This is a genomic window from Endozoicomonas acroporae (assembly GCF_002864045.1).
Taxonomy (GTDB): Bacteria; Pseudomonadota; Gammaproteobacteria; order Pseudomonadales; family Endozoicomonadaceae; genus Endozoicomonas; species Endozoicomonas acroporae.
Genome location: NZ_PJPV01000194.1, coordinates 1 through 14,785, shown reverse-complemented (window position 1 = coordinate 14,785; position 14,785 = coordinate 1). Strand labels below are relative to the sequence as shown.

13 protein-coding genes and 1 pseudogene are annotated in these 14,785 nt (G+C 48.4%); 11 read left to right on the top strand and 3 right to left on the bottom strand.

Going from position 1 to position 14,785, the window contains the following annotated elements; genetic code table 11:
- Positions 1 to 18: 18 nt before the first annotated feature.
- Positions 19 to 1,155, bottom strand: coding sequence for a multidrug effflux MFS transporter (locus CX664_RS23530; protein ID WP_101749070.1), 1,137 nt, complete (start codon positions 1,153 to 1,155; stop codon positions 19 to 21).
- A 226-nt stretch (positions 1,156 to 1,381) separates the two neighbouring features.
- On the opposite strand from CX664_RS23530, the gene CX664_RS23525 reads away from it, so the two are divergent.
- From CX664_RS23525 to CX664_RS23470, 11 genes and pseudogenes are all read left to right on the top strand, one after another.
- On the top strand, positions 1,382 to 2,164 hold the full coding sequence (locus CX664_RS23525) for a TatD family hydrolase (protein WP_101749069.1): 783 nt from the start codon (positions 1,382 to 1,384) through the stop codon (positions 2,162 to 2,164).
- Positions 2,165 to 2,886: 722 nt separating this feature from the next.
- Complete coding sequence (locus CX664_RS23515; RefSeq protein WP_101749067.1) at positions 2,887 to 4,224, top strand: Na(+)-translocating NADH-quinone reductase subunit A; 1,338 nt, start codon at positions 2,887 to 2,889, stop codon at positions 4,222 to 4,224.
- A 33-nt stretch (positions 4,225 to 4,257) separates the two neighbouring features.
- On the top strand, positions 4,258 to 5,430 hold the full coding sequence (locus tag CX664_RS23510) for an NADH:ubiquinone reductase (Na(+)-transporting) subunit B (protein WP_101749066.1): 1,173 nt from the start codon (positions 4,258 to 4,260) through the stop codon (positions 5,428 to 5,430).
- A complete protein-coding gene (locus tag CX664_RS23505) occupies positions 5,430 to 6,221 on the top strand; it encodes a Na(+)-translocating NADH-quinone reductase subunit C (RefSeq protein WP_101749065.1) in 792 nt (263 codons plus the stop codon). Before CX664_RS23510 ends, CX664_RS23505 begins: the two co-directional genes overlap by 1 nt.
- Positions 6,221 to 6,886 (top strand): NADH:ubiquinone reductase (Na(+)-transporting) subunit D, encoded by a 666-nt coding sequence (locus CX664_RS23500; RefSeq protein WP_101749064.1) that lies wholly within the window; start codon positions 6,221 to 6,223, stop codon positions 6,884 to 6,886. Before CX664_RS23505 ends, CX664_RS23500 begins: the two co-directional genes overlap by 1 nt.
- A gap of 3 nt (positions 6,887 to 6,889) precedes the next feature.
- Entirely contained in the window at positions 6,890 to 7,486 is a 597-nt protein-coding gene (gene nqrE / locus CX664_RS23495) for an NADH:ubiquinone reductase (Na(+)-transporting) subunit E (RefSeq protein ID WP_101749063.1), read from the top strand.
- Positions 7,487 to 7,502: 16 nt separating this feature from the next.
- The gene (gene nqrF, locus CX664_RS23490) at positions 7,503 to 8,729 is read left to right on the top strand and encodes an NADH:ubiquinone reductase (Na(+)-transporting) subunit F (protein WP_101749062.1); all 1,227 of its coding nucleotides are present in this window, start codon (positions 7,503 to 7,505) and stop codon (positions 8,727 to 8,729) included.
- A 212-nt stretch (positions 8,730 to 8,941) separates the two neighbouring features.
- Positions 8,942 to 10,198, top strand: a complete 1,257-nt coding sequence (locus tag CX664_RS23485; RefSeq protein ID WP_101749061.1) for an ankyrin repeat domain-containing protein — start codon at positions 8,942 to 8,944, stop codon at positions 10,196 to 10,198.
- A 61-nt stretch (positions 10,199 to 10,259) separates the two neighbouring features.
- Positions 10,260 to 10,394, top strand: a pseudogene (locus CX664_RS23480) (NADH:ubiquinone reductase (Na(+)-transporting) subunit F); the annotation flags it as partial.
- A gap of 229 nt (positions 10,395 to 10,623) precedes the next feature.
- Positions 10,624 to 11,697, top strand: coding sequence for a ShET2/EspL2 family type III secretion system effector toxin (locus tag CX664_RS23475; protein ID WP_146000276.1), 1,074 nt, complete (start codon positions 10,624 to 10,626; stop codon positions 11,695 to 11,697).
- 161 nt (positions 11,698 to 11,858) lie between these two features.
- Positions 11,859 to 12,623: an SDR family oxidoreductase gene (locus CX664_RS23470; RefSeq protein ID WP_101749059.1), complete on the top strand. Its 765-nt coding sequence runs from the start codon at positions 11,859 to 11,861 to the stop codon at positions 12,621 to 12,623.
- 183 nt (positions 12,624 to 12,806) lie between these two features.
- Here CX664_RS23470 and CX664_RS23465 read toward each other — a convergent pair whose 3' ends face one another.
- Together CX664_RS23465 and CX664_RS23460 are read right to left on the bottom strand one after the other, a co-directional pair.
- Positions 12,807 to 13,289 (bottom strand): hypothetical protein, encoded by a 483-nt coding sequence (locus CX664_RS23465; protein WP_180966611.1) that lies wholly within the window; start codon positions 13,287 to 13,289, stop codon positions 12,807 to 12,809.
- Between the two features lie 523 nt (positions 13,290 to 13,812).
- Positions 13,813 to 14,427 carry a LysM peptidoglycan-binding domain-containing protein gene (locus CX664_RS23460; protein WP_101749057.1) on the bottom strand — a complete coding sequence of 205 codons (615 nt, stop codon included), beginning with the start codon at positions 14,425 to 14,427 and terminating at the stop codon, positions 13,813 to 13,815.
- Positions 14,428 to 14,785 lie beyond the last annotated feature (358 nt).

The following is a 14,785-nucleotide window of genomic DNA, read 5'->3' as shown; positions in this document are numbered from 1 at the left end:
ATTCGCTTTCGGCCACAATTATGTATGAAAATAACTTCGGCTTTGAGATAGCATCACCAGCGAAATTAAGATAGCGACTCCTGGCAAAACCAGACCAAGATCCTGAACAATGCCTGCCAGCATCAAACCACTGCCGATGATCAGATAATACAGTAAGCCAAAAAGTGCTCCAGCGCTGCCGAGATTATCCTGATATTGCTGTAGTGCTGAGCTTATATTAGGCATGGCAATCCCAAAAGCCATGACGACCAGCAACATTGGTAGCAGGAACCAGATAGTGGAAATTAAAAGGTATACACCCAATGCACCGAATAGAAGAAAGCCATTAGCCAGCCATAATAATTTATGCTGACTAATATCTCTCTCCAGCAGTCTTTTATTTAAGTAGCTGCCCAGCAAGGTTCCAATACTCAGGATTAAACCACTGTGGCCAAATTCCTCAACACTGCGGCCAAGTTGATGAAACGTGAAGCTGCCAAGCTGGTAATAAGAAAATAGAGCAACATTGTATAGTGCTACCAGCAGTGCTGAGTGCCATATATGTGAATCTGAATAGAGACGCCTGGCAAGCAACACAAGGTTTACCGATTTTATTCTTTCTGGTCGTGTTTCGGGAAGTTTCGCCCTATTCAGCACAAATAACAGGAATGCGGAGAAAGACAAAGCAGCAAAAACGTACTGATAACCGCCCATTTGAGTAAGTTGCCCGCCAACAAGCATGCCGATAATCGGACTTAGTGCAATTCCCATACTGACAAGGCTGAAAACTTTACCCAGTTCGACTCCGGTGTAGAGATCCCGCAACATGGTTTGTGTGATCACCGAACCAACAGCAATGCCAAAAGCACTCATCGCTCTTGCAAACATTAATATGGTGAAGCTATCGGTTAACATTGCTATGCAAGTTGCCAATCCATAAATCAATAGGCCGGCTAACATTGAAGGTCTTCTGCCCCATTTATCAGCAATGATGCCCCAAACCGCAACACCTATTGCGAAAGAAGAAAAATAAACAGAGAGAGTCTGGGCAGCCTGGACCGTGCTCACTGAAAAAGCATCGACAATAGATCTCAGCGCCGGGCTATAGATCGTTTCGACAATCTGTGGAAACATGATCATCAGCAGCAGAATCAATAATGTGGAGTTAACTTTCACAATTCAGTCTTGCCATTAAAAAACGTGGGAAAAGCAGAAGTGGGTTTATGATATTCTAATGCTCTGATGCTTTAACAGGAAAAAACGTATGCTGGGCCGCGAAGTTGCTTTTGTCATCGCTTCAGCATCGCCGCAGTCGTTTTTTTTGGTATTGACGTAAGGCTTGACAAACTGAGGTGAATTGAAAAGTTCAACCTTGTCATGGTTGAGCTTTCAGGAGAGAAGAATGTTTATTGACTCCCATTGTCATCTCGATCGTCTGGATTTGAGTCCTTATGAGGGGGATCTTGACCTTGCAATAGAGGCAGCCAGGGCGGCGGGTGTGGATCGTATGCTCTGTATTGGCATCGATCTGGCCAATGGTCCGGAAGTGGTATCACTGGCAGAGCGGTATAAGGATGTCTATGCCTCGGTTGGCGTTCATCCACTGGACTGCAAGGAGGTTGTGCCTGATATCGACGTCGTGCGCTCACTGGCCAACCATAAAAAAGTGGTTGCTATCGGTGAAACAGGGCTTGATTACTACTATGCCACCACTGAAGGGGCTCAGGCGGTTCAGCGGCAGTCCTTTATTAACCATCTTGAACTGGCGGCAGAACTGGCGTTGCCGGTGGTGGTGCATACCCGCGATGCCCGGGAAGATACTCTGGACTTTCTCCGTGAATATGGTTCCAGGGAGTCTGCCGGGGTTCTGCACTGCTTTACCGAGTCTCTGGAGATGGCAAAAGCGGCATTGGACCTGAATTACTACATTTCCATATCGGGTATTGTGACCTTTCGGAATGCGTCTGCGTTGCGGGCGGTGGTTGACTATTTACCCATGGATCGTTTGCTGATTGAAACGGACTCTCCCTATCTGGCACCGGTCCCCCATCGGGGCAAGTCGAATGAGCCAAGGTTCGTTGCCGATGTGGCACGATTTATTGCTGAGCTGAAAGGAGTGACGCCTGAGGAGCTTGGAGAAAAAACGTCTGACAATTTCTATCGGCTGTTCCGACGGGCAGTGTGATTGGTAAGCAATGGTCGTTTAATTTAGTGCTATAAAGGAGAAATTATTTATCAGGTTTTGCATGATTGAAGGGTGAGTTTGCCGAGATTTCTCGCTGTCTTCTCTGCCGGGGAAGAGCGAGAAAAACTCTGGCGATTAGGGTATTTGTTGGTTATTTCTTATAGGTATTGGTAAAAATATCCTCCCTGCCAGTATGGCATATCACCTCCAGTCTCTTTATAATTGCGTCACCATTTTCATCGGTGATGTTGCGGATTTAGGCTCAGATACGGAATTTCCGATCATGCTTCGGCTAATTATAAAGAACACAAGTTCTACAATTACGATGCTTGTCCATCTGGATGCCCATCAGAATTCGGCTGATTTTCAGCGGAGTTTTTTCTGTGTCTGATCGGATTGCCAGATTGCTTTCCGGGAATAAAACTGCGCAGCAGTAACCTTGAAAAAGGGGGGTTGCTATCAGCTTCTGCTGCCTGACCCTGATGCTTTCGGCCTCAGGGTTTTGCCTTGCCCAGCGTGTTTGCTCCCCCTTTCTCAAGTTGTTTACTGACCATAATGTGCAGTGCCCCGGCCAGTGTTCTGGTTACCGGGAGCTTTGTTTTATTGTGTTTTTCGTCAGGGAAGACTCAATGAGCATTGCTTCCTTAATTCGTTACGACAGTTCCAGGTCACCGGAGAGACGGGTTACTCCTGACCTCAACTTGATTGATTAGGCGAAAGGTATGATCAAAATCAAACAGGGGCTGGATCTCCCGATATCAGGATCGCCTGAACAAAGTATATCGGAAGGCAGGGCAGCGCGCTCTGTTGCCGTGATTGGCTTTGATTATGTAGGTATGAAACCTACGATGGCGGTTGCTGTGGGAGATCGAGTTAAGAAAGGGCAACTGCTCTTTACCGATAAAAAGACACCGGGTATCCGGTATACAGCATTGGCTGGCGGTACTGTTTCAGCAATTAATCGTGGTGAAAAACGGGTGTTGCAATCCGTGGTGATCGATGTCGATGGCCAGGAAGAAGAAGAGACCTTCACAGCCTTCAAACCTGAAGAACTGGCGGGTCTGACCGCTGAACAGGTGGAAGCGCTGCTGAATGAATCCGGTCTCTGGACTGCCCTGCGCACCCGTCCGTTCAGCAAGGTACCCGTATTGGGAACCCGCCCGGCTTCCATCTTTGTCACGGCGATTGATACTCACCCGCTGGCTGCCAATCCGGAAGTGGTGATCAGGGAACAGGCCGAGGCGTTTGAACAGGGTATCAATATCCTGGGTAAACTCAGTGGCGGCAAGATCTTCCTGTGCAAGGCTCCGGGTGCCAACATTCCTGCGGGCATTGCCAACAGCGAAGAGTTTGCAGGTCCCCATCCCGCAGGTCTGCCAGGTACGCACATCCACTTTCTGGACCCGGTTTCTGCCACCAAAACGGTTTGGCAGGTGGGTTATCAGGATGTTATTGCCGTCGGTAAACTGTTTACCACCGGTAAGCTGTTCACGGATCGTGTTGTCTCTCTGGCAGGGCCTCAGGTTGACAAGCCACGCCTGGTTCGTACCCGCCTTGGTGCCTCTACCGATGAAATCACTGCCGGTGAACTGAAGCCTGCCACCAACCGTATTGTTTCTGGATCGGTATTTGGCGGTCGCACTGCCAACGGTCCATTTGCTTACCTGGGACGTTACCATAATCAGGTTTCCGTTCTGGAAGAGAGTGACGAGCGTCTGTTTCTGGGCTGGGTCAACCCAATGGTGGATCGCTTCTCCATTTTGCGGGTTATGACCTCCGGCCTTAGCAAGAGCCGCCTGTTCAACTTCACCACAACGACAAACGGTGGTGAGCGTGCGATGGTACCCGTAGGCAACTACGAAAAGATGATGCCTCTGGATATCCTGGCGACTCAGCTGCTTCGTGCCATTATTGTCGGTGACACCGAGACCGCTCAGAAACTGGGTGCCCTTGAGCTGGAAGAAGAAGACCTGGCTCTCTGCACATTCGTTTGTGCGGGTAAGTATGAGTACGGCCCCCTGCTGCGTGACAACCTGACCCGTATTGAGCTGGAGGGGTAATCAGTGAAGCCATTAAGAAATCTCCTTGACTCGATGGAACCCCATTTCGTCAAGGGCGGTAAATACGAAAAATTCTATGCGTTGTATGAAGCTGCTGATACGCTGTTCTATACACCGCTGGACAAAACCCACAACACCAGCCACGTGCGTGATGCGGTTGATCTGAAGCGCATGATGGGGCTGGTCTGGTTATGTACCTTCCCGGCCATGTTCTTCGGTATGTGGAACGTGGGTTATCAGGCAAACACGGCCATTGCCAATGGTCTGGGCACTGTCCCGGCTGACTGGCACGGTATGCTGATTGCCATGCTGGCCGGTAATGATCCTGCCAGTATCCTGGATAACCTGATCTATGGTGCTGTTCACTTTCTGCCCATCTACGCAGTGACTTTCTTTGTCGGTGGATTCTGGGAAGTGCTGTTTGCCATTATCCGCAAGCATGAAGTGAATGAAGGTTTCTTCGTTACCTCCGTGCTGTTTGCCCTGATTGTGCCACCCTCTATCCCGCTCTGGCAGGTAGCCCTGGGTATCTCCTTCGGTGTCGTTATCGGTAAGGAAGTATTCGGTGGTACGGGCAAGAACTTCCTGAACCCGGCGCTGACTGGCCGTGCGTTCCTGTTCTTCGCATATCCGGCGCAGATTTCCGGTGACCTGGTATGGACTGCGGCTGACGGCTTCTCCGGTGCCACCATGTTGAGCGTTACCCAGCAGGGCGGTATGGAAGCACTGCAACAGTCCATCAGCTGGATTCAGGCGTTTGTTGGCGTGATGCAGGGGTCTGTGGGCGAGACTTCGACACTGGCTATCTTTATCGGTGGTGCGGTTCTGCTGTTCTCCGGTATTGCTTCCTGGAGAATTGTCGCGGGTACCATGATCGGTATGATTGCCCTGTCTACCCTGTTCAACATGATCGGTTCTGACACCAATTACATGTTCCATATGCCATGGTACTGGCACATGGTCCTGGGTGGATTTGCTTTTGGTCTGATCTTCATGACCACGGATCCGGTATCGGCGTCCATGACTAACCAGGGCCGCTGGTTCTACGGTGCGCTGATTGGTGTCATGGTTGTCCTGATTCGAGTGGTGAACCCTGCGTATCCGGAAGGGATGATGCTGGCCATTCTGTTTGCCAACCTGTTTGCGCCGCTGATTGACCACTTTGTGGTAGAGGCCAATATCAAGCGTCGGGAGGCTCGGGCCTGATGGGAAACGATACGATTAAAAAGACGCTGCTGGTCACGGTGGTGCTGTCACTGATCTGTTCGGTGCTGGTATCCATGGCGGCAGTATTCCTGAAGCCGGTTCAGGACCGGAACATCAAGCTGGACGTTCAGCGTAACATTCTGGATATCGCCGGTCTGAGCACTGATGCCAGGGCGCTGAGTCCCGCTGAAATTGCCGAGCTGTATCAGCAGATCCAACCACGGCTGGTGGATCTGAAAACCGGTAAGTTTGTTGATGAAGCCAATGGCCTGACCGTTGACCGGTACGACCAGCGTACTGCCGCCAAAGATGCCAAGGCTTCCAGAGCTCTGGGCAGTGCCGACATCGCCGGTATTTCCCGCCAGGCTGACGTTGCCAAGGTCTACCTGGTGGAGCAGGATGGTCAGATGCAGACCCTGATCCTGCCGGTTCACGGCCGTGGCCTGTGGTCTACCATGTACGGATTCCTGGCGCTGGAAAACAACCTGAACACCGTGAAAGGTTTCGGATTCTTTGAACAGGCGGAAACCCCCGGACTGGGCGGTGAAGTCAGCAACCCGGTCTGGAAAAACCGCTGGGTTGGCAAGGAAATCTACGGTGTTGATGGCAAGGTAGCATTGCACGTGATCAAAGGTGGCGTTGATACAGCCAGCCCGGGAGCCGTAAACCAGATTGATGGCCTGGCTGGAGCCACGTTGACTTCCAATGGCGTCAGCAATCTGATCAAGTTCTGGTTGTCCGATGCTGGCTTTAAACTGTTCCTGAATAATCTGAAAGCGGGGAATGCATAATGTCTGTGAAGACCAAAGATATCCTGCTGGAACCGGTTGTTAAGAATAACCCTATTACCCTGCAGATTCTGGGTATCTGTTCTGCGCTGGCGGTCACCACCAGCATGCAGGTCAGCCTGGTTATGGCACTGGCGGTTATCGGGGTGACCACCTGTTCCAACCTGGCGGTTTCCCTGATTCGTAACCACATTCCCAACAGCATCCGTATTATCTGTCAGATGACGGTTATCGCCTCGCTGGTAATTGTGGTTGACCAGATCCTGAAAGCCTACGCTTACGACATCTCCAAGCAGTTGTCGGTATTCGTTGGCCTGATCATTACCAACTGTATCGTCATGGGTCGGGCGGAAGCCTTCGCCATGAAGAACGGTCCAATGCTGTCAGCCCTGGACGGTTTTGGTAACGGCCTGGGCTATGGCTGTGTGCTGATGATTGTTGCTTTCTTCCGTGAGCTGTTTGGTGCGGGCAACCTGTTTGGTATGGAAATCTTTGCAACCGTGAACAACGGTGGCTGGTATGTTCCCAACGGCCTGATGCTGCTGGCGCCCAGTGCCTTCTTCCTGATCGGTCTGCTGATCTGGGCGATTCGCAGCTGGAAAGCAGACCAGGTTGAAGAGGTGGAATTCAAGATCGCACCTAATACCAAATTCAGTGAGGCGCACTAAGTCATGGAACATTTTATTTCGCTATTTGTGAAAGCAGTGTTCGTGGAAAACATGGCGCTGGCTTTCTTCCTGGGGATGTGTACCTTCCTGGCCGTATCCAAGCAGGTGAAAACTGCCCTGGGCCTGGGGGTTGCGGTGGTTGCCGTACTGACCATCACCGTGCCCATTAACAATGTCATTTACCAGAACATCCTGAAAGACGGGGCACTGGTTGCCGGTGTTGACCTGAGCTTCCTGGGCCTGATCACCTACATCGGTGTTATCGCTGCCCTGGTACAGATCCTGGAAATGTTCCTGGATAAATTTGTACCCGCTCTGTACAACGCGCTGGGCGTGTTTCTGCCACTGATTACCGTAAACTGCGCTATCATGGGTGCGTCACTGTTCATGGTTCAGCGTGACTACAACCTCGGTGAATCCGTGGTTTATGGTTTCGGTGCTGGTGTCGGCTGGGCTCTGGCCATTGTTGCCCTGGCGGGCATTCGTGAAAAGCTCAAGTACAGTGATGTACCTGCAGGACTGAGAGGTCTGGGCATTACCTTCATTACCGTTGGTTTGATGTCCCTGGGCTTCCTGTCTTTCTCTGGCGTACAGCTGTAAGGGGGATTGGGACGATATGGATTTAAATATTATCTATGGCGTTGCCATGTTTACCATTATCGTACTGGCGCTGGTGTTGGTTATCCTCGCCGCCCGGTCGAAACTGGTGAGTATGGGTGACGTGACCATCGGGATTAATGAAGATCCCGGCAAGGCCGTAACCACGGCTGCCGGTGGCAAGCTGCTCAACACCCTGTCCGGTGCCGGGGTATTCCTGCCCTCCGCCTGTGGTGGTGGCGGTACCTGCGCGCAGTGTAAGTGTAAGGTGCTGTCTGGCGGTGGTGAAATGCTGCCAACCGAGCGCTCTCACTTCACCAAGCGTGAAGAGAAGGAAGGCTGGCGTCTTTCCTGTCAGGTGGCGGTTAAGCAGGACATGGAAATTGAAGTCGAAGAAGAGCTCTTCGGCGTCAAGAAGTGGGAGTGTGAAGTTGTTTCCAATGACAACGTAGCCACCTTCATCAAGGAACTGGTACTGAAATTGCCAGAAGGTGAAGACGTTAACTTCCGTGCCGGTGGTTACGTCCAGCTGGAATGTCCTCCCCATACCGTCGAGTACAAAAACTTCGATATCGGCGAAGAGTACCGTGGTGACTGGGATAAGTTTAACCAGTGGCAGTACGTTTCCAAGGTGGATGAAGAGACTATCCGTGCCTACTCCATGGCCAACTATCCGGAAGAGAAAGGCTTGCTGAAATTCAATATCCGTATTGCTTCACCACCTCCGGGTACTGATTTTGCGCCTGGCAAGATGTCTTCGTTCGTCTTCAACCTGAAGCCCGGCGACAAGATGACCGTGTACGGACCTTTTGGTGAGTTCTTCGCCAAAGAAACCGACCACGAAATGGTCTTTGTCGGTGGTGGTGCTGGTATGGCACCCATGCGTTCGCACATCTTTGACCAGCTGAAGCGTCTGTCTTCTACCCGGAAGATCTCTTTCTGGTACGGTGCCCGCTCCCTGCGTGAAGCCTTCTACGTGGAAGAGTTCGACAAACTGGCTGAAGAGAATGAGAACTTCAGCTGGCACCTGGCGCTGTCCGATCCGCTGCCAGAGGATAACTGGACCGGCTACACCGGCTTTATCCATCAGGTTCTGTTTGATAACTACCTGAAGGATCATCCGGCTCCGGAAGACTGCGAATTCTACATGTGTGGACCACCCATGATGAACGCAGCCGTTATCAAGATGCTGGAAGATCAGGGCGTTGAGCCTGAGAACATCCTTCTGGATGATTTTGGTGGCTAAACTCTCGCTTTAATGAAGTAAAGGCCGGTGCTCTTTGAGTCCGGCTTTTTTTATAGGCAATATTTATAGCAACACCCCTCACTCATGCTTTTGCAGTAGAACCCATGCTGATGGTGTCTCTGTAAAGGCACTCATCATGATGGAATTTCTTCTTTTTTTTATTGTCCAAATCACCCCATACCAAACCGCGAATCGCGAACAGAGGTGTGAAAATGGAGAGTGTCAGAACTAACATCAACAACCCTTCGTTTAATATCCGCCAGAGCGAAGATGTTTCCACCCCAGGGCAATTTGCTTCCTGGTCGCGGGTCGAAATGTCTGGTCAGGATGGATGGCAGCTTCATCTTGACCATACCGCGGATCAGGAGCCCTCCACACTGAATCAACGGGGCTGTGTCGAATCTCATCAGCAACCCCGGTCGTCGCTTCCCCGTCAATCCGGGCCATCGTCTGGTATCCCGGCACTGGAAAGTGCCCTTCGCACCGGAGATATGCAAGCCCTCGAACAGAGTCTGACAATAAACAGTGATCGTGTTGTCAACATACATGAATATGGCCACTTGCTTTTTATCGCTTTGGAGGCAGAAAATTATGCAGGCTTTAAACGATTGTGCGAGGCGGGTGTCAATGTCAACGTTACTAATAAGACGGGCCAAACGCCCCTGCATATAACCGCCTTCGTGGGCAAAGCGGATTACCTGCAACTACTGATTGATTTCGGCGCAGAGGTCAATGCCGTTAATGAGGGCGGCTACACCCCCTTGCACCGGGCCTGCATAAACGATAACGTCGGCTGCGCGCAACGACTGATTAACTGCCAGGCGGATGTCAATGCCGCCGGTACTTCCCTTGGCACGCCCGCGCACCTGGCTGCATATACCGATAGCAGCGACTGCCTGCAACTACTAATCGAGTTCGGGGCAACGGTTAATGCCACTAATAGCCTCAGCGAAACCCCCCTGCACTGCGCTGCCAGAAGAGGAAGCGCCAAAAGCCTGAGGGTACTGCTCAATACTGAAAAAGTGAATGTCAATGCCATCGCTGAGTTAGGCCGAACGCCTCTGCACATGGCAGCCAGCGAGAACAGAAGCGATATCCTGGATGAACTGCTCACTCACAGTGAAGTGAATGTCAATGCCACCAATTTTTGCGGCGAAACACCGTTGCACATCGCCGCCAAAGGGGATAAGACCCTTAGTGTGCAAGCGTTACTCAACAACAGCAAAGTGCTTGTCAATGCCAAAAATAATTTTGGCAAAACACCCCTGAGTTCGGCTGCCCAAATGGGCAAGGCTGATAACTTGGCGTTGCTGCTCACTAGCCCGGAGGTGAATATCAATGTCATCGATTCAATGGGTTTTACGCCCCTGGACTGGGCCATCAGTGAAGGTCGAGACCGATGTGTAGAACTCCTGCTTGCCAGAGGGGCAAAAAAGTCGGAGGATCTGTGGCGATGCCGTATTTTGTGAGGGTAATAAACACCATTAGGTAAAACCGTAGCCGGACGCGGGCCGAAAACACCTTCAAAGCAAAGATCATCCGGCTCCGGAAGACTGCGAGTTCTACATGTGTGGACCACCCATGATGAACGCAGCCGTTATCAAGATGCTGGAAGATCAGGGTGTTGAGCCTGAGAACATCCTGCTGGATGATTTTGGTGGCTAATTCTCTGATTTAACAACTAATATTTCAGAAAGGCCAGTTCTCTTGAGAACTGGCCTTTTTTTGTCTGGGTAATTTCTTAATAAGAATTTATTACAGGGGGAACTATTAAGTACTTTCGTACTCTAATTATCTGTGCTCTGGAAATATCTATATAAGAGTGATTCAGAATTTTATGCAAAATCTATAATCAAATAATTTTGGCTACGTAACTACTCAGGGACAGACAGGAATGGACGCAATAAAGTTGGGTGTATTACCAGCTATGTCACACTCATGGCATCGTCATGCAGACTCATGGTTTTTAGTAAGGGCGATCAAAACCCTTGTTAATGGTATAAAAGCACTATTTGGTAGATATACTGTCAGTGTTCTTGATGATGTAACTCCGCGTTTGGTATTAGAAAACCCCGATTCAAGCTATGCCAAAGTGTTACGTAAACCCCTGAGTGCATATCAGATCGATATAGTTAAAACGTTTAGTGATAAAGGGAAGTATTTGGCTGATAAGATTGAGCAGTTGTGTAATAAAGGCCGCACTGTGGAAGTAAAACTGGCATTTAAGCCAGAGGGTGTGGAAGCTGTTCCTATGTACTTTTCAAAGAATGAAAAGTCTGAGTGTTTGAATTGTGAAGTTCATCGACCTCTCTTTGATAAAGTAGAGGGTGGTGAGCTTATACAGTGCCGACACTTAGCCCTTGGTTATGTTACTGGCGCTTTTGGTCGTGGTAAGCATACATTCAGTTCCGTTGATACCCGGTCAGCATTGAAGTCTTTCTCTGATAAAATTCCAACAGATGAAGATTTGGAAGCTCGTTGGTGGAAACCATCCAGTGAAGGTTACTATTTTACCAAATCAACTCTCAGTCATGCTATTCAGTCAATTGCCAGGAAATATTGGGATATGCCAAATACTACTGAGAAAAGCTTCCTGTTTATGATTCCGAGGCATGTCATGGCCTTGAGATTTAAAAAACAGGAGGGGTGTCTCAAAGTGATTTTTTATGAGCCTAATGATACAGGAAGGCATAAAACTTTTTCATTATATGATCCTGATAATGTATGTGCTCTTGAGCCTAAGGATATTTTAAGTGTTTGGCACCCTGATAATTTAGATAAATTAAATTCAGGAATCATTATCAGTTATGATACCCAGGAGCATCTTGGACAATGTCATGTCAATGTGTTTGGTGATGTTGATTTTCAATTAATTGAAAAAATTACTTTCTTAGCTCGCCACAGCGATCATCCAAAAATCAAGTCGTTACTCAAAGTGGAACCAGAAGGAAACAGGAGGCAAGAGTAACCAGCACTGAAGGGAATGACCTGTGGGGCTTGCCTGGTCAGGAAATAAAACATTACTTTGTAGTCTTTTGTGTTTCCGCAGCTTTTGCGACAACTTCATTTTATGTCATGCCGTGATAACTGATAAACTGCAACTGAAGAAATGAAATGGAGTTATGCAGAATGAGTTTGCCCACCGTTTTGATCACAGGAGCAACCTCCGGTTTTGGTCTGGCCAGTGCCCGGTTATTTGCTCAACATGGCCACTCCCTGATAATCACTGGTCGCCGTTCAGAACGCCTGCTGGCACTGGCGGAAGAGTTGACGCCTGAAGTACCGGTTCACAGTGTCACTTTGGACGTTCGCGATGCCCGTGCAGTATCAGAAATGGTGGATTCACTGCCTGATGAATTTCGCAATATTGAGGTTCTGGTCAATAATGCCGGACTTGCGCTGGGTGCTGGACCTGCGTGGGAAGCCAGCCTGGAAGACTGGCATACCATGATTGATACCAACGTGACTGGTTTGGTGAATGTCACCCATAAGTTGTTGCCCATTCTACGTGAACAACCCAAAGCTGCCATTATTAACCTGGCTTCTGTGGCTGCTAACTGGGCGTATCCTGGCAGCCATGTCTATGGAGGCAGTAAGGCATTTGTTGCCCAGTTCTCCCGTAATCTTCGCTGTGACCTGGCTGGCAGCGGCGTACGTGTGACCAGTCTTGAGCCAGGCATGTGTGAAACCGAATTTTCACTGGTTCGTTTTAAAGGGGATCAGGCGAAAAGTGACAGTATTTATCAAGGAGTTAACCCACTTCGTCCGGAAGACATTGCGGATATCATTTTCTGGATTGCTCAACAGCCAGCGCATATCAATATCAACACTCTGGAAGTGATGCCAACTTCTCAAGCGTGGGATAACTTCAAGGTGGTCCGAAAAGTGGACTGATGGGAAGTTATCCCAGGGATTGGCTGGTTGTGTTACCTTTGATGTTCTGGGTGAACAGTGCTTCTGCCATACTCTCTATTATTTTTTTGCGTTTCATATGGTACTTCCTGTCGATGTTCCTTTTTCGTTCACGGTAATCAGGATCTTTGCGAAGCTCCCGTTGACGTTCTCTTTGACGCTTCCTTATGCGCTCTGCGTATTCAGGATCATTATGGTAGCGCTCCTTCTGGCGCTTCCTTTGGCGCTATGCATACTCGGGATCAGTCTGGTAGCGATTCGTTGAGCACCGACCCTTGAGCTTTGCGTAAGTGGGCTCTTGGCGGGGTACCCCTGGTGCTCAATGATTGAAGAGCTACCATCCGTAATTTCTTCTGTCTGAGTCGACTGGTTATTACTTGTAGCCTGGTTCAGGTTTAGTGAGTTAACTACAGCAACGGGTCCTGAATCTTGTGGATTAAAGAATGCGACAGGAGGATGAGTTAACCAATAATCTGGATTGTAATGGTGCGCTGGTATTGGTTCCCTGATCCCAGGCTTACTTTTTACCCGGAATGACGGCTGAGTAAAGCGGATGTTTGGTATTGGTGGCAGGGCACCATTAACGGGTTGATTGCCATAATCCCAGGGTACATATTTCTCAAGAGCTGGTGGTGGTATCTCAGACATATCAATTCCAGAAGAGCCTGCTGGATTGGCTGATGCCACAGGTGCAATCTCATATTCCTTTAATAAGCCCGAAAAGCCAGCGCCATCCATAATGATGTATGGCTGATTGATTGTGGTAAACAGGAAAAGGATCATCCATCCTCTGAACAGACCTACCATGGTACGCCGGTTGTTTTCTGCCACTGTAAAATTGAAAATTCTGCTCTAAACCTGATGATCCGGTATAAAGATCAAAAAAATCAGGATTGAATAAAGATGAGGTATATTGAAAATTCATTGAATTATTGAATTGCTGAATTAATTCCTAAGACCTATCTCTGTTGTAAAAGTTCTTATCAAACACAGTTTATTTAATATTTGTGTTAACCAGGCATAAAAATTGGCTATGACTATAAGCAGATTTGATCTAAAGCGCATTGAAAATGCAGCCTCTCACGAATGTGGAGGCGGGTGGTAGTGGCAGAGAGGTCAATGATGGTAACGTCAATGACCTCTTTCAGGGTATGGGGTGGACGAGGTCTGTTTAGTCGTTGATAATCGGCAAGTATATTGTGAATCCGGCAAAAATTTTATCCGGATCTTTTATCAAACGCGTGTTGTTCTTCCAGATGGCTTTCCAGTGACGGCTTGATCCATAAGTATTTCTGGCAATAGATGCTAACGTATCTCCACGCTTTATCAGGTATGGATCCCCTTTTTTGCTTTGAACAAATTTATCCGCTGGTTCTGGAAACGTTAATGTTGCTCCTTGTTTTATTACATTTTCAGAATCAATTTTTTCAGAATTGGCATTCTTAATGACTATCCATTGTTCATAATCACCGTATATCTCAAATGCAATTTTCATCAGAGTGTCATTTTGGTTGACGGTGTAATAGCCAAGGCTATAAGAATGGTCGTTTATATCTGAACCTGATGTGGCAAAATTCGATAATTTATAGGATATGGGTTTTGCTTTATTTTCTGTATAGGTGTTTGAAAATGAGTGATTTCCTTCTGTCTTTGTGGTCTTTTCCCGGTTGGGGTTTTCAGAAAGTGGTGATGATTCTTTGTCTCTGTTAATCGTGCCTTCTCTTTGCTTTGAATCAGAGCAGGCAGCCAGACCAAATGCCAGACCGATGATCAATAAACTTTTCATATATACACCTGGATAAAATGTTTTTGAATGAAGTGATTTTATTGTTGGTGAGGAAAATGAATAAATAAAGGTTGTTTGGTTTATTTGACTGGTCAGGTATTAACTATGACTTAACAATTACGTCAGGTATGCTTTATTGACAGTTAAGTAGCTAACCATATGAAATCATATATTTCTGACTCCTTGTTCAGGCACTCTGCTTCGTTACAACTCCGGTCACATAGCTACGGCTATGCTCCCTCCGTTGTGCCTCGCATAGCACCTGCCCAAGTAGCCAGAAATATGTGATTCCATATGGCCAGCTACTTATCTCTGTTATCGGTCTGGAGTTACTTAATCCGGTTGCCTCATTTGCAAT

Bases quoted from the DNA above. Each gene is read 5' to 3' on its own strand.
- CX664_RS23525 (WP_101749069.1), top strand. From the start codon at position 1,382: ATGTTTATTGACTCCCATTGTCATCTCGATCGTCTGGATTTGAGTCCT.
- CX664_RS23515 (WP_101749067.1), top strand. From the start codon at position 2,887: ATGATCAAAATCAAACAGGGGCTGGATCTCCCGATATCAGGATCGCCT.
- CX664_RS23510 (WP_101749066.1), top strand. From the start codon at position 4,258: ATGGAACCCCATTTCGTCAAGGGCGGTAAATACGAAAAATTCTATGCG.
- CX664_RS23505 (WP_101749065.1), top strand. From the start codon at position 5,430: ATGGGAAACGATACGATTAAAAAGACGCTGCTGGTCACGGTGGTGCTG.
- CX664_RS23500 (WP_101749064.1), top strand. From the start codon at position 6,221: ATGTCTGTGAAGACCAAAGATATCCTGCTGGAACCGGTTGTTAAGAAT.
- nqrE (WP_101749063.1), top strand. From the start codon at position 6,890: ATGGAACATTTTATTTCGCTATTTGTGAAAGCAGTGTTCGTGGAAAAC.
- nqrF (WP_101749062.1), top strand. From the start codon at position 7,503: ATGGATTTAAATATTATCTATGGCGTTGCCATGTTTACCATTATCGTA.
- CX664_RS23485 (WP_101749061.1), top strand. From the start codon at position 8,942: ATGGAGAGTGTCAGAACTAACATCAACAACCCTTCGTTTAATATCCGC.
- CX664_RS23475 (WP_146000276.1), top strand. From the start codon at position 10,624: ATGGACGCAATAAAGTTGGGTGTATTACCAGCTATGTCACACTCATGG.
- CX664_RS23470 (WP_101749059.1), top strand. From the start codon at position 11,859: ATGAGTTTGCCCACCGTTTTGATCACAGGAGCAACCTCCGGTTTTGGT.
- CX664_RS23465 (WP_180966611.1), bottom strand. From the start codon at position 13,289: ATGTCTGAGATACCACCACCAGCTCTTGAGAAATATGTACCCTGGGAT.
- CX664_RS23460 (WP_101749057.1), bottom strand. From the start codon at position 14,427: ATGAAAAGTTTATTGATCATCGGTCTGGCATTTGGTCTGGCTGCCTGC.